Here is a 12,323-nt window from a genome sequence, read left to right on the forward strand (position 1 = left end):
TTCGGCGTCGCCTCGGTGCTGGGCATCTGGATCGTGGGCGCGCTGATCGACCGCCGCCTGTGCCGCCGATCCGATCGATCGGCGGTGCCCTCCGGCTCGGTCAGGAACGGGTCAGATGGCCTCGACTCCGGTCTCCCCGGTGCGCACCCGGACCACGGTGTCCACCGAGGTGACCCAGACCTTGCCGTCGCCGACCCGGCCGGTGCGCGCGGCGGTCACGATCCCGTCCACCGCCTTGTCCACATCGGAGTCGTCGACGAGGACCTCGACGCGCAGCTTCTCGATGAAGTCCACGGCGTACTCGGCGCCCCGGTAGACCTCCGTGTGGCCCTTCTGGCGCCCGTAGCCCTGCGCCTGGCTGACGGTCATGCCCAGCACACCGAGCCGACCGAGCGCCTCCTTCAGATCATCCAACTTGGACGGTTGGACGATCGCGGTCACCAACTTCATGCGCGGCTGCCCTCCAGCTTGCGTTCGACCTCGTCGGCAGGCGCCGCGGACCGGCGACGCGCGGAGCGGTCGTCGCCGAAGTGGTACGCGGTCTCGGCGTGCTCGGTCTCGTCGATGCCCACGGCCTCGTCCTCGGCGCTCACCCGGAACCCTACGACCGCCTTGACCAGCAGCGCCAGCACCAGGCTGAGCACGAAGGAGTAGGCGAGCACCGCCACCGCGCCGACCGCCTGCCGCCACAGCTGGTCGAGCCCGCCGCCGTAGAACAGGCCGTCCACCCCGGCCGGGGCGGCCGACGAGGCGAACAGGCCGATCAGCAGCGTGCCCAGCAGGCCGCCGACCAGGTGCACGCCCACGACGTCCAGCGAGTCGTCGTAGCCGAACTTGTACTTCAGGCTCACCGCCAGCGCGCACACCGCGCCGGTGATCGCGCCGACCGCGATCGCGCCCAGCGGCGTCACCGAGGAGCAGGCCGGGGTGATCGCCACGAGGCCCGCGACGATGCCGGAGGCGGCGCCGAGCGTGGTCGCGTGGCCGTCGCGGATGCGCTCGACGAGCAGCCAGCCGAGCATCGCGGCGCTGGTCGCCACCAGGGTGTTCACCAGCGTGACCGCGGCGGTGGTGTTGGCCGCCAGCGCCGAACCGGCGTTGAACCCGAACCAGCCGAACCACAGCAGGCCGGCGCCGAGCACCACGAACGGCAGGTTGTGCGGCTTGCCCGGGTCCTTCGGCCAGCCCTTGCGCTTGCCGAGCACCAGTACCAGCGCCAGCGCGGCGGCACCCGCGTTGATGTGCACCGCGGTGCCGCCGGCGAAGTCGATCGCGGCCAGCCGGTTGGCGATCCAGCCGCCGACGGCCGTCACGTTGCCCGCGTCGTCCTTGGTGTCGAAGGCGAACACCCAGTGCGCGACCGGGAAGTACACCACCACGGCCCACAGCCCGGCGAACAGCAGCCACGGGCCGAAACGGGCGCGGTCGGCGATCGCGCCGGAGATCAGCGCCACGGTGATGATCGCGAACATCGCCTGGAAACCGACGAACGCCAGCGTCGGGATGGTGCCGGAGACCTGGTCCGCACCGAGCAGCGTGCTCAGCCCGAAGAACTCCGCGGGGTTGCCGAGCAGGCCGACCCCGCCGATGTCGGAGCCGAACGCGGTGGAGTAGCCGATGAGCACCCACAGCACGCCCACCACGCCGATGCTGCCGAGGCTCATCATCAACATGTTGAGCACGCCGCGGGAGCGCACCATGCCGCCGTAGAAGAACGCCAGACCCGGGGTCATGAGCAGGACCAACGCCGCGCTCACGAGCACCCATGCGGTGTCGCCTGAATTCACATTGCCTCCCGATGCGGACCGAGTTGGCCCGCATCTTGGGGAAGGCCTGTTTCCGGTGGCCCGTTCCGCTGTTACGCGGCCGTGAAATCGGGCTCACCGCGGGTTACGGCGGTGTTGTGAGGTCACCGCCGCGTTACGCCACCGATCACCGACGGCACCTGGACGGGCCGTCCGGCCAGCAGTCCCATGGCCAGCCAGGCGGTGGAGACGGCCAGCAGCAGCACCAGCGGCGCGGTCCAGCCGCTGGTCGCGTCGTGCAGCAGGCCGATCAGCAGCGGGCCGGCCGCGGCGATGAGATATCCGCCACCCTGAGCCATCCCGGACAACGCCGTCGTGGTGTCGCTGTCCGGCGAGCGCAGCCCGAACACCGTCAGCGCCAGTCCGAACGCCGCGCCCTGCGCCAACCCGAGCACGACCGTCGCCGGCCACAGCCCGGCAGCCGGGCCGACCAGGATGCCGGTGAAGCCGAGCATGATCAGCAACGCCAGCATCACGGCGATCGGCCGCTGGTCGCGGAGCCGGTGGCACAGCACGGGAACGGACATCGATCCGACCGCCTGCACGGCCGCCTGGATGCCCAGCGCCAGGCCGGACAGCTCGGGGCTCATGCCCCGGCTCTGCAGCATGGTCGGCAGCCAGCCGAACGTCACGTAGGCCATCGCCGACTGCAGCCCCATGAACGCGGTGACCTGCCAGGCCAGCGGGTTCCGCCACAACGCACCTGCGCTGGAAGCCAGCGGCGGCGCGCCGGAGCTACGCCGCAGCGCGAACAAGCTGATCACCAGGGCCACCAGGACGGGAACCGCGAGCAAGCCGAGCGGCGCGCGCCAGGCGGAGGCCAGGGCGGCGCCGATCGGCACGACCACGCTGGCCGCGACCGCGCCGCCCAGCGTCAGGCACATCGTGTAGACGGCGGTGATCACCGGGACGTTGTGCGGGAAGTCCCGCTTGATCAGGCCCGGCAGCGCCACGTTCGCCACCGCGATCCCGGCGCCGACCACGACGGTCCCGGCCAGCAGCGTCCAGATCGAACCCAGCGCGCGCAGCGAGTTGCCGACCAGCAGCACGATCAGGCAGCCGACCAGCACCTTCTCGTCGCCGAAGCGCTGCCGGAGCTTCGGTGCGACGAACGCGAACACCCCCAGGCACACCACGGGCAGCGTGGTCAGCACGCCGCCGAAGGCGTTCGACACTCCCAGGTCGTGCTGGATCTGCTCCAACAGCGGCGCGACCGCGGTGAACGGCGGCCGCAGCGCCAGCGCCACCAGCACGACCAGCACCAGGGTGGCGGCCGCGGCGGTGCCCACCGGAGCCGCCGGTGTCTGCTGGGCTCGGGTGCTCACTTCACGTTTCCCTTCTTGTCGAGAACGCCTCCGAGGGACGTCAGGCTCGGCTTGATCACGGCATGCGCGGCTGCCGCGGCGGCCTCCGGGTCACCGTCGACGATGGCGTCCAGCAGCGCCCGGTGGGTGCCCGGCCCGCCTTCGGACAGCGCGCCGTCCGAGCGAAGCGTTTCCAGGCTCTCCTGGAGGCGTTCGCTGAGGTAGCGGTACATCTCCGAGAGCACCGGGTTGCGGGCCGCCGCCACGACCGCGGCGTGGAAGTCGACATCGGCGGCGGCGAAGGTCTCGGGCGAGTCCGCGCGGTCGCGGAGGTCGAGCAGCTCGCGCAGCCGCTGGATGTCGGTGTCGTCGCGACGCGCCGCGGCCAACCGGGCGGCCTGCACGTCGTAGGCGAGCTGCACCTCGAAGACGTCCCGGACCTCGGCGAGCCGCAGCTGCCGCAGCATCGGCGCCGGATCGGCGGTGGACACGACGAAGGTCCCGGCGCCCTGCCGGGATTCCAGCCGCCCGAGGTGGACGAGCGCCCGCACGGCTTCCCGAACCACGGTCCGGCTGACCCCGAGCTCGGCGACCAGCTCCAGCTCGGTCGGAATCCGCTCGCCGGGAGCCCAAGCCCCGCCGACGAGCTGCTCGTTGAGCGCGGCGATGACCTCGTCCACGGAAGACCGATGCCCGACAACCCGCATGCCAACACCTCCGGCCGAAACCATAGGCCAGACATCAGTCATCAGACAAATTTCCGGCTAGCAAAGGGCAGGCCCGGGCCGCCCGACTCGGTGTCGTCAGGTGGGGCGCAGGCCGGTCAGGGTCAGGGAGAGCAGTTGCTCGGCCTGCCGGTCGGCGTCGGGTTCGTGTTCGGTGCTGAAAGCGATGCCGTTGGCGAGCTTGAGCAGTTGGATCGCGGTCACGTCGGGACGGACCGCGCCGGTCTGTTGAGCGCGGGCGAGCAGCTGCTCGGCGGCGTTGTGCACCAGGCTCCTGCACCAGGCCGCGTCGGCGCCTTCGCCGTGGAGGGCGGTCTTTAGCGTGGCGGTGAATCCGCGGGAACTGCTGCCGTCCCGCACGAGCTCCAGAAGCCAGGTGGCGAGTGCCTCAGCCGGCGCGGTGGAGGCGAGCAGGTCTTGCGCGCGCGCCCCCACCTGCTCGAGATGGTCGCGGTAGACGGCCTGCAGCAGCGCCTGGCGAGTGGGGAACCGGCGGTACAGCGTCGCGTTCCCCACTCCGGCGCGCCGGGCGATGTCGTCGAGCGGCACGTCGACGCCGCGCTGAGCGAAGACCTCACGGGCGGCGTCGACGAGCCGCTCGACGTTGCGTTGCGCGTCGGCGCGCAGCCGACGTTCTCCTGAAGTCGCTGACATGACCACCCTTGCAAACCGGGGAATCTTCCCCATATATTACCACCACCGAGCTAAATGGGGAATTCTCCCCATTTAGGCGGCACTCAGCGGATGACGCACGCGGTCATGCAACGGCCATGGAAACGCCGGTTGGTGGACGACCCGGCCATGGCCGGGTCGTCCACCAGCTCTTCGACGCCTGAGACCAATGGAGGCAATCGTGTCGACCCTTCCCAGCGTGCTGGTGACCGGAGCCACCGGCCTGCAGGGCGGCGCCACCGCCCGGCACCTGCTCCGAGCGGGATGGCACGTCCGCGCCCTCGCCCGGGACGCCACGTCCCCGGCGGCGCGGGCGCTCGCCGATACCGGGGCCGAACTGGTTTCCGGCGACATGAACGACCGGTCCTCGCTGGACGCGGCGATGCAGGGCGTCCACGGCGTCTTCAGCGTCCAGCCAACCGCCGGCTACCCCGGAACACCGCTCGGCTTCACCGTGGCCGACGAGATCCGGATGGGCATGAACGTGACCGAGGCCGCCAAGGACGCCGGCGTCCGCCACCTCGTCTACACCTCGGTCGGCGGCGCCGAACGCTCATCGGGAATCCGGCGCTGGGAAAGCAAATGGGAGATCGAAGGCCGCATTCGAGCCGTCGGGATCCCCGCGACGATCCTGCGCCCCGTCCGCTTCATGGAGAACCAGTCCAACCCCGCCATGGGCGTGCGCGACGGGAGGCTCACCGACGTCATCAAGCCGGATGTGCCCGTCCAACTCATCGCCGGGACCGACATCGGCGCCTTCGCGGCGCTCGCCTTCACCGATCCTGGCGGCTACCTCGGCCGGGCCCTGGAGATCGCCGGAGACGAACTGACCTTCCCGCAGATCACCGACGCCATCAGCCGAGCGACCGGCAGCACCGCCACCTACCGGGCGATTCCGCGCGAGGCGCTCACCGGAGCCGATCCCGACGCGCGCGCGGGCTACGACTTCGCCAACCACAAGGGCGGCTGGCAGGCCGATATCCCCGCACTGCGCAAGCTCCACCCCGACCTGATGGACTTCGACACCTGGCTGAACCGGGAAGGCACCGCCCTCTTCCGCAAGACCGCCTCTACCTGATCAAAACCTCAGCTCCTCGCACCGAGGTCGTCGGAGCGCCCGGCTTCCAGGCGGGCCCACTGGGCGGTGGGCCGCCCGCGGACGCGGAGCGTGTCGCGGTTTACGTCCCAGTGCTGCGGCCAGCCGGCGGGCGAGTCCTCCCAGGTTTCCTGCCGGCCGTAGACGGTGCGGTCCAGCAGTGCGTAGTTGTTGTCGAGCGCCTCTGCGCCGCGGCCGGTGGTCCAGTAGGTCTCGAACACCCGATCGCCCTCGCGCAGGTAGCACACCAGGTAGAACACCCCGACCCGGCGCCCGGGCAGCAGCTCCTCGGCGCAGTCCCGCACCGAGTACCACGGCACGTCCCAGCCCATGAAGTCGCGATAGCGCACGCTCTGCTCGTACGGGCCGTAGCAGAAGGTGGCGTAGGTCGCGTCGCGAGTGTGCAGGTGGGAGCGCTCGCGGACCTGCCCGTTGTAGAACGTGCAACCCTCGCACTGCTCGGCCGCGGGATGGTCGTCGTGCCACATGTGGAAGTACGCGATCAGCTGCCGCCGGCCTTCGAACGCCTCCAGCAAGCTGACCGGACCGTCCGGGCCGATCAGCTTGATCGTGGCGTCCACCTCCACCATCGGCAGTCGGCGGCGGGCCGCGGCGATCGCGTCGCCTTCCCGGGTGTGGGCCTTCTCCCGCACCCGCAGCACATCCAGTTCGGCCTGCCAGGTGGCGCGGTCGACCACCTCCGGTAGCGCCGCGTTCGTCGACTCGTTCATCGTGCCGCCCTCCGTTTCCTGGTTCCGTTCCTGCGCTTTTCGGGGTGTCGGCTCACTGGTCGAGGTGTTTCTTCAGCGCTTCGAGCGGGCTGTCCCAATCGCGGGCCAGCGCGGCCAGGAACTGCTGCGCCACGCGCATCGGTTCGGAGCGGAGCCGGTAGCGCACCCGCCGCCGCTCGCCGGGTTCGGCCGTCACCAGGCCCGCTTCGGAGAGCAGCACCAGGTGCTTGGCAATCGCCTGCCGGGTGATCGGCAGGCGGGCGGCCAGATCCGTGGCGGTGGCCGGGCCACCCGAGGCCAGCTCGGCGAGGATCCCGCGCCGGGTCGGGTCGGCGAGCGCGACGAAGACCTGCTCGGCGATCGCTTCGTTGTCGGGCGGCATGGCCTAGGCGGCGTCGAGGTAGCCGGCCAACTCGCCCAGTTCGCGCGCCCATCCCTCGACGTGGGAGTCGTACCCGGCGCGGTGGTTGCCCGCCGGCAACTGCGCGAAGCCGGTCTCCACCACGGTCAACCGAGTGCCTTGCGGTGTCGGTTCGAGCGTGAACTCCACGTAGGTGCGCCGCGGATCATCCTCGGGCATGCCGTCGACCCGCCAGGTGAAGCCGAAGACGCTGGGCTCTTCGACACGCTCGATGCGCATGTTCGCGACCGGCTCATCGGGCCAGCTCATCTGCGCGGCCCCACCCGGGCGCAGGTCGATGGCGGCGTCGTTGCCGAACCAGCCGCTGAGCCCTTCGGCGGTGGTCAGCGCCGCCCACACCTTGCTCGGCGGATGAGCCAGATCCACAGTCCGTTCGATCCGATCTGGAAATCCCATGGCGTCCTCCGGCAAGCCGTTATCGCAACTGGTTGGTTGCGACCATATGGCAACCAACCAGTTGCGTCAATGCCTTGAGGCCCGAGAAACGAACAGCCCCCGCGCCTTGGGGCGCGGGGGCTGTTGTCTGGGGCTTCTCAGCCGAGGAGGGCGTCCACGAAGGCTCCCGGTTCGAAGGGCGCCAGGTCGTCCGGGCCTTCTCCGAGGCCCACCAGCTTCACCGGGACACCCAGTTCTCGCTGGACCTGGAAGACGATGCCGCCCTTGGCCGTGCCGTCGAGCTTGGTGAGCACGATGCCGGTCACGTCCACCACGTCGGAGAACACCCGCGCCTGGGTCAGGCCGTTCTGGCCCGTCGTCGCGTCCAGCACCAGCAGGACCTCGTCGACCTGGGCCTTCTTCTCCACGACGCGCTTGACCTTGCCCAGCTCGTCCATCAGCCCGGTCTTCGTGTGCAGGCGGCCGGCCGTGTCGACCAGCACCGCATCCACGGCCGTGTCGCTGCCGCGGCTGACCGCCTCGAACGCCACGCTCGCCGGGTCGGCGCCTTCCTTGCCCCGCACCACCTCGGCACCCACCCGGTGCCCCCAGGTGGCGAGCTGCTCGACGGCCGCGGCGCGGAAGGTGTCGGCCGCGCCGAGCAGGACCGTCCGCCCGTCCGCGACCAGCACCCGCGCCAGCTTGCCGGTGGTCGTGGTCTTGCCGGTGCCGTTGACGCCGACGACCAGCACCACGGCCGGCTTGCCGCCGTCGGCCGGGTTGCCGTGCGGCAGCGCCTGCACCGCGCGCTCCATGTCCGGGCCGAGGGCGTCCACCAACACGTCGCGCAGCAGTGCGCGCGCCTCGTCCGGGGTACGGACGCCGCGCGTGGCGATCTCGGTGCGGAGCCGCTCGGTGATCTCTGTGGTGGTCGCCGCGCCCAGGTCGGCCAGCAGGAGGGTGTCCTCGATCTCCTCCCAGGAATCCTCGTCCAGGTCGCCCGCGCCGAGCAGGCCCAGCAGGCCCTGGCCGAACGTCGACCGGGAGCGGGAGAGCCGGCCGCGCAGCCGCTCCAGCCGACCCGAGGTCGGCTCGATCTCCTCGATCTCCTCCGGCACCGCGGGCGCCGGCTCCGGCACCGGCTCGGCGCGCTCCTGCTCCGGAACCTCGACCGGCACTTCCTTGGTCGGCTGCTCCTCGACCGGCGCTTCGGCCGACGGCTCCTTGACCGGCGGCTCCTCGGTCACCGTGGTGCCATCTGGCAGGGGCACGTCCACGATGCCGCGCCGCTCGGTGTCGCGGGGCACCGCCGCGTCGTCGCCGACCCCGGGCTGGCCCTCCACCTCGGTGCGCTCGCCCGCGGGATGCTCCGGCGGGGCCGCCGTGGTGGTGCCGCCGCTGGACAGGCTGATCCCGCCGTCGGCGCGATATCCGCCGCCCTTGACGGCTTCGGCCTGGCCGGCGGTCTCGTCCCGTTCGCTCAGGCTGATCCGCCGCCGGCGGTTCAGCACGACGCCGGCGACCACGGCGATCGCCAGCACCACCACGACGGCGACGATGATCAGAATCAGGGTTTCGGTGGTCACGCGCCCATCCTCCCACCTGGTCATACCGGCCCCGGAACGCGCCCGGCACACCAAGTGAGCAAATCACCAACAATGCTCGCGAGACGCTTGCTTTTACCGGGCGCTGTGCAATAGACCACACATGTGGGTTGGTGGCGCGTGATCGGTCTGCTCTCCGGCACGTCGATGGACGGCGTCGACGTGGCCGTGGCCGAGCTGCGGCTGGACGGCGACACCGTGCAGCTCCGACCGCTCGGCGCCACCGTGCTCCCCTACCCGGACGCGCTGCACGAGAAGCTGCGCGCCGTGCTCCCACCGGCTGGTTGCAGCGCCGAAGACCTGTGCCGGCTCGACACCTACGTCGGGCAGCAATTCGCGGCCGCGGCCCGGCTCGGGGTCGAGCTCGCGGGCGGCCGCGCCGACCTCGTCGCGTCGCTCGGGCAAACGATCTACCACTGGGTTCAGGGCAGCGGGCGGGTTCGCGGCACCCTGCAGATCGGGCAGCCCGCGTGGATCGCCGAGGCCACCGGGCTGTCCGTGGTGGCCGACCTGCGGGCCCGCGACGTCGCCGCCGGCGGCCAGGGCGCCCCGCTGGCGGGCGTGTTCGACGCGCTGTGGCTGGCCGACGAGCCCGGCACGACCGTCGCGCTGAACATCGGCGGCATCGCCAACATCACCGTGGTCGGCGGGCGGCGCCCGCTGGCCTACGACACCGGCCCCGGAAACGCGCTGATCGACCTCGCGGCCGGCCAGATCACCGGCACGCCGCAGGACACCGACGGGCGCATCGCCGCGACCGGCACCGTCCACGCCGAACTGCTCGAAGTGCTGCTCGCCGACGGCTACTACCGGCGGCCGGCGCCGAAATCCACCGGCAAGGAGCACTTCAACGCCGACTACCTGGCCCGGGCGCTGGACAAGCTGCCCACCGAGATCGGCGACGGCGACCTGCTGGCGACGCTGACCGAGCTGACCGCGTGCACCATCGCCGACGCCTGCCGCGCCGAGCAGGCGGCGAAGGTCGTCGCTTCCGGCGGCGGAGTGCGCAATCCCGTCCTGCTCGCCGCCCTGCGCCGCCTGCTGGACGCGCCGCTGGTCGTCAGCGACGAGCTCGGGCTGCCCGCCGACGACAAGGAAGCGCACCTGACCGCGCTGCTCGGATTCCTCACCTGGCACGGCATCAGCGGCAACGCGCCGGGCACCACCGGGGCCGCCGGACCCCGGTTGTTGGGCAGCATCACCCCGGGAGCCGGACCGCTCCGGTTGCCCGAGCCCGCCATCCAGCAGCCGAGGCGGCTGCGACTCCAGCCCGGCCACATCGCACAGGAGGCGCAATGCGATCTCTCGATCTAGTCGTGATCGGGCTGTACCTGATCGCGATGCCGGTGCTCGGCGTGCTGCTCAGCGGCCGGCAACGCAGCTCGCAGGACTACTTCGTCGGCAACCGCCAGCTGCCCTGGTGGGCGGTGTGCTTCTCGGTGGTCGCCACCGAGACGTCCACGCTCACGGTGATCAGCGTGCCGACGGTGGCCTACCTCGGCAGCTTCACCTACCTCCAGCTCGCGATCGGCTATCTGATCGGCCGGGTCGTGGTGGCGTTCGTGCTGCTGCCCAAGTACTACGCCGGGAACCTGGTCAGCGCCTACGCGTTCCTCGGCCAGCGGTTCGGTTCCGGGCTGCAGGGCACCGCGTCGGTGACGTTCCTGGTGACCCGGCTGCTGGCCGACGGGCTGCGGCTGTTCGCCACCGCGATCCCGGTGAAGGTGATGCTGGCGGCCTTCGGCGTGACCATGTCGTACTGGCAGATCGTGCTGATCCTGTCGGCCATGACGGTGATCTACACCTACTTCGGCGGCATCAAGGCCGTGGTGTGGGTCGACGCGATCCAGATGTTCGTCTACGTCGGCGGCGCGATCTGCGCGGCGGTGGTGCTGCTCGGCCGGCTGCCCGGCGACTGGATGTCGACCGCGGTCGCCGAGGGCAAGTTCCAGCTCCTGGACTTCGGATCGTCGATCATCACCGACCAGTACGCGTTCTTCACCGCCGTGATCGGCGGGGCGGTGTTCGCGATGGCCTCGCACGGTGCGGACCAGCTGATGGTGCAGCGGCTGCTCGCCTGCCGGGACCTCCGGGACAGCCAGCGGGCGCTGATCGCCAGCGGCGTCGTGGTGTTCCTGCAGTTCGCGCTGTTCCTGTTCATCGGCACGATGCTGTGGTCGTTCTTCAAGGGCGCCCAGCCGGCGGAGCTGGGCATGGCCAGCAAGGACGAGTTGTTCCCGCAGTTCATCGTCAACGACCTGCCGCCCGGGCTGTCCGGGCTGCTGATCGCGGGCATCCTGGCCGCCGCGATGAGCACCCTGGCGTCGTCGCTGAACTCGCTGTCCACGTCCACGGTGAGCGATCTCTACCAGCGGATCTCGAAGCGCCGGCTCGACGACGCGGCCGTCCTGCGGATGGGCAAGGGCTGGACGCTGGTCTGGGCGGTGGTGTTCGTGGTGTTCGCGTCGATGTTCAGCAGCACCGACAACCCGGTGGTCGAGGTCGGCCTGAGCATCGCCAGCTACACCTACGGCGCGCTGCTGGGCGCTTTCCTGCTGGGGCTGCTGGTGAAGCGGGCCCGGCAGGCGGACGCGGTGATCGCGTTCGTGGCGACGCTCGCGGTGGTGCTGTTCTTCGTGTTCGGGGTGACCTTCCCGGACGGCGAAGGCAGCGAGAAGTCGCTCGCCTTCCCCTGGTACACGCCGCTCGGCGTCATCGTGACGCTCGTGGTGGGCGGGCTGCTGTCGCTGCGCCATCCGCGACCGGCGACCGAGACCACCGCGCAGCGGGTCGACAACGCCTGACGACCCGTGAGTGTTTTGTGTTGCCATGGCGACACAAAACACTCACGGGCGGCGTTGGCCGAGTCGACTCAGGCGACGGCGGCCGAGATGATCGACAGCAGGATGATCAGGAGGCACAGCGCGACGCTGCCGGCCATGATCCCGATGGCCAGGCCCATGCCGGGCGCCTTCTGCGGGGTCGGGCCGATGGCACCGTTCATGAAGACGATCACCGGCGCCGCGTAGTGGACGTCGACCTGCTGGCCGGCGTTGACCGGGATCACCGCGGTCGCGAGGCCGACCTGCCACAGGTAGTTGACGTGGATGCCGATCTGGTACTGGCCGGGCGGCAGGTCGACCGGGGTCTTGCCCCAGTTCAGGATCGGGCCCGGCTGCCCGTTGATGGTGAGCTGCGGCTTGAAGAACATCAGCATGAACGCCAGCCAGAAGTACGAGCAGTCGACCACGATGCGTCCCATGCCGGGCGCGGGCGGCGCCATCGGCTGGCCCTGCGGCGCGGCCGGAGCCGGCGGCTGCGGGTAGCCCTGCTGCGGCATTCCCGGCTGCATCTGCGGCGGCATCGGCTGCGGCATCGGCTGCTGCGGCATCGGCTGCTGCGGCATCGGGCCGGACGGCGGGCCGTAACCACCGGGCTGCCCCATCGGCGGGCCCTGCTGGGGATACGGCTGCTGCCCCGGCGGGGGGCCGTACGGGTTGGTCATGGAAAGCCTCCTGTACCTGGTGGGACCCCGCACTCGGGGTGATGCGGGAGCTCCGCGCCCGGTGTCCGGTCGGCATCTGCCCCCG

General features: G+C 70.8%; 13 protein-coding genes. 3 read left to right on the forward strand and 10 right to left on the reverse strand.

Translation table 11 applies throughout. The features are described from left to right. Window positions 1–111: 111 nt before the first annotated feature. The 5 genes from AB0I53_RS07125 to AB0I53_RS07145 all read right to left on the reverse strand — a co-directional run bounded on the left by AB0I53_RS07125 (window position 112) and on the right by AB0I53_RS07145 (window position 4,488). Entirely contained in the window at window positions 112–450 is a 339-nt protein-coding gene (locus tag AB0I53_RS07125) for a P-II family nitrogen regulator (RefSeq protein WP_358597803.1), read from the reverse strand. Further along, a complete protein-coding gene (locus AB0I53_RS07130) occupies window positions 447–1,787 on the reverse strand; it encodes an ammonium transporter (protein ID WP_358597806.1) in 1,341 nt (446 codons plus the stop codon). Before AB0I53_RS07130 ends, AB0I53_RS07125 begins: the two co-directional genes overlap by 4 nt. Before the next feature lie 122 nt (window positions 1,788–1,909). Next, entirely contained in the window at window positions 1,910–3,130 is a 1,221-nt protein-coding gene (locus AB0I53_RS07135) for an MFS transporter (protein ID WP_358597809.1), read from the reverse strand. Then, entirely contained in the window at window positions 3,127–3,816 is a 690-nt protein-coding gene (locus tag AB0I53_RS07140) for an FCD domain-containing protein (protein ID WP_358597812.1), read from the reverse strand. The genes AB0I53_RS07135 and AB0I53_RS07140 overlap by 4 nt, the downstream gene beginning before the upstream one ends. 96 nt (window positions 3,817–3,912) lie before the next feature. After that, window positions 3,913–4,488: a helix-turn-helix domain-containing protein gene (locus AB0I53_RS07145; protein ID WP_358597815.1), complete on the reverse strand. Its 576-nt coding sequence runs from the start codon at window positions 4,486–4,488 to the stop codon at window positions 3,913–3,915. Window positions 4,489–4,687: 199 nt separating this feature from the next. Here AB0I53_RS07145 and AB0I53_RS07150 point away from each other — a divergent pair, with 199 nt between their 5' ends. Beyond that, the gene (locus AB0I53_RS07150; protein WP_358597818.1) at window positions 4,688–5,584 is read left to right on the forward strand and encodes an NmrA/HSCARG family protein; all 897 of its coding nucleotides are present in this window, start codon (window positions 4,688–4,690) and stop codon (window positions 5,582–5,584) included. Window positions 5,585–5,592: 8 nt separating this feature from the next. Here AB0I53_RS07150 and AB0I53_RS07155 read toward each other — a convergent pair whose 3' ends face one another. The 4 genes from AB0I53_RS07155 to ftsY form a co-directional block, all read right to left on the reverse strand. Further along, window positions 5,593–6,333 (reverse strand): DUF899 family protein, encoded by a 741-nt coding sequence (locus AB0I53_RS07155; protein ID WP_358597820.1) that lies wholly within the window; start codon window positions 6,331–6,333, stop codon window positions 5,593–5,595. Window positions 6,334–6,385: 52 nt separating this feature from the next. Continuing rightward, window positions 6,386–6,715, reverse strand: a complete 330-nt coding sequence (locus tag AB0I53_RS07160; RefSeq protein ID WP_358597823.1) for a metalloregulator ArsR/SmtB family transcription factor — start codon at window positions 6,713–6,715, stop codon at window positions 6,386–6,388. A gap of 3 nt (window positions 6,716–6,718) precedes the next feature. Continuing rightward, a complete protein-coding gene (locus tag AB0I53_RS07165) occupies window positions 6,719–7,150 on the reverse strand; it encodes an SRPBCC domain-containing protein (protein ID WP_358597826.1) in 432 nt (143 codons plus the stop codon). A 137-nt stretch (window positions 7,151–7,287) separates the two neighbouring features. Beyond that, window positions 7,288–8,739 (reverse strand): signal recognition particle-docking protein FtsY, encoded by a 1,452-nt coding sequence (gene ftsY, locus AB0I53_RS07170; protein WP_358597829.1) that lies wholly within the window; start codon window positions 8,737–8,739, stop codon window positions 7,288–7,290. Window positions 8,740–8,853: 114 nt separating this feature from the next. On the opposite strand from ftsY, the gene AB0I53_RS07175 reads away from it, so the two are divergent. Then, entirely contained in the window at window positions 8,854–10,047 is a 1,194-nt protein-coding gene (locus tag AB0I53_RS07175) for an anhydro-N-acetylmuramic acid kinase (protein ID WP_358597832.1), read from the forward strand. Then, window positions 10,029–11,537, forward strand: coding sequence for a sodium:solute symporter (locus AB0I53_RS07180; protein ID WP_358597833.1), 1,509 nt, complete (start codon window positions 10,029–10,031; stop codon window positions 11,535–11,537). The genes AB0I53_RS07175 and AB0I53_RS07180 overlap by 19 nt, the downstream gene beginning before the upstream one ends. 68 nt (window positions 11,538–11,605) lie before the next feature. On the opposite strand, the gene AB0I53_RS07185 is transcribed toward AB0I53_RS07180, so the two are convergent. Beyond that, entirely contained in the window at window positions 11,606–12,238 is a 633-nt protein-coding gene (locus AB0I53_RS07185) for a hypothetical protein (protein WP_358597835.1), read from the reverse strand. Window positions 12,239–12,323 lie beyond the last annotated feature (85 nt).

The organism is Saccharopolyspora sp. NPDC050389, from assembly GCF_040655595.1.
Lineage (GTDB): Bacteria > Actinomycetota > Actinomycetes > Mycobacteriales > Pseudonocardiaceae > Saccharopolyspora.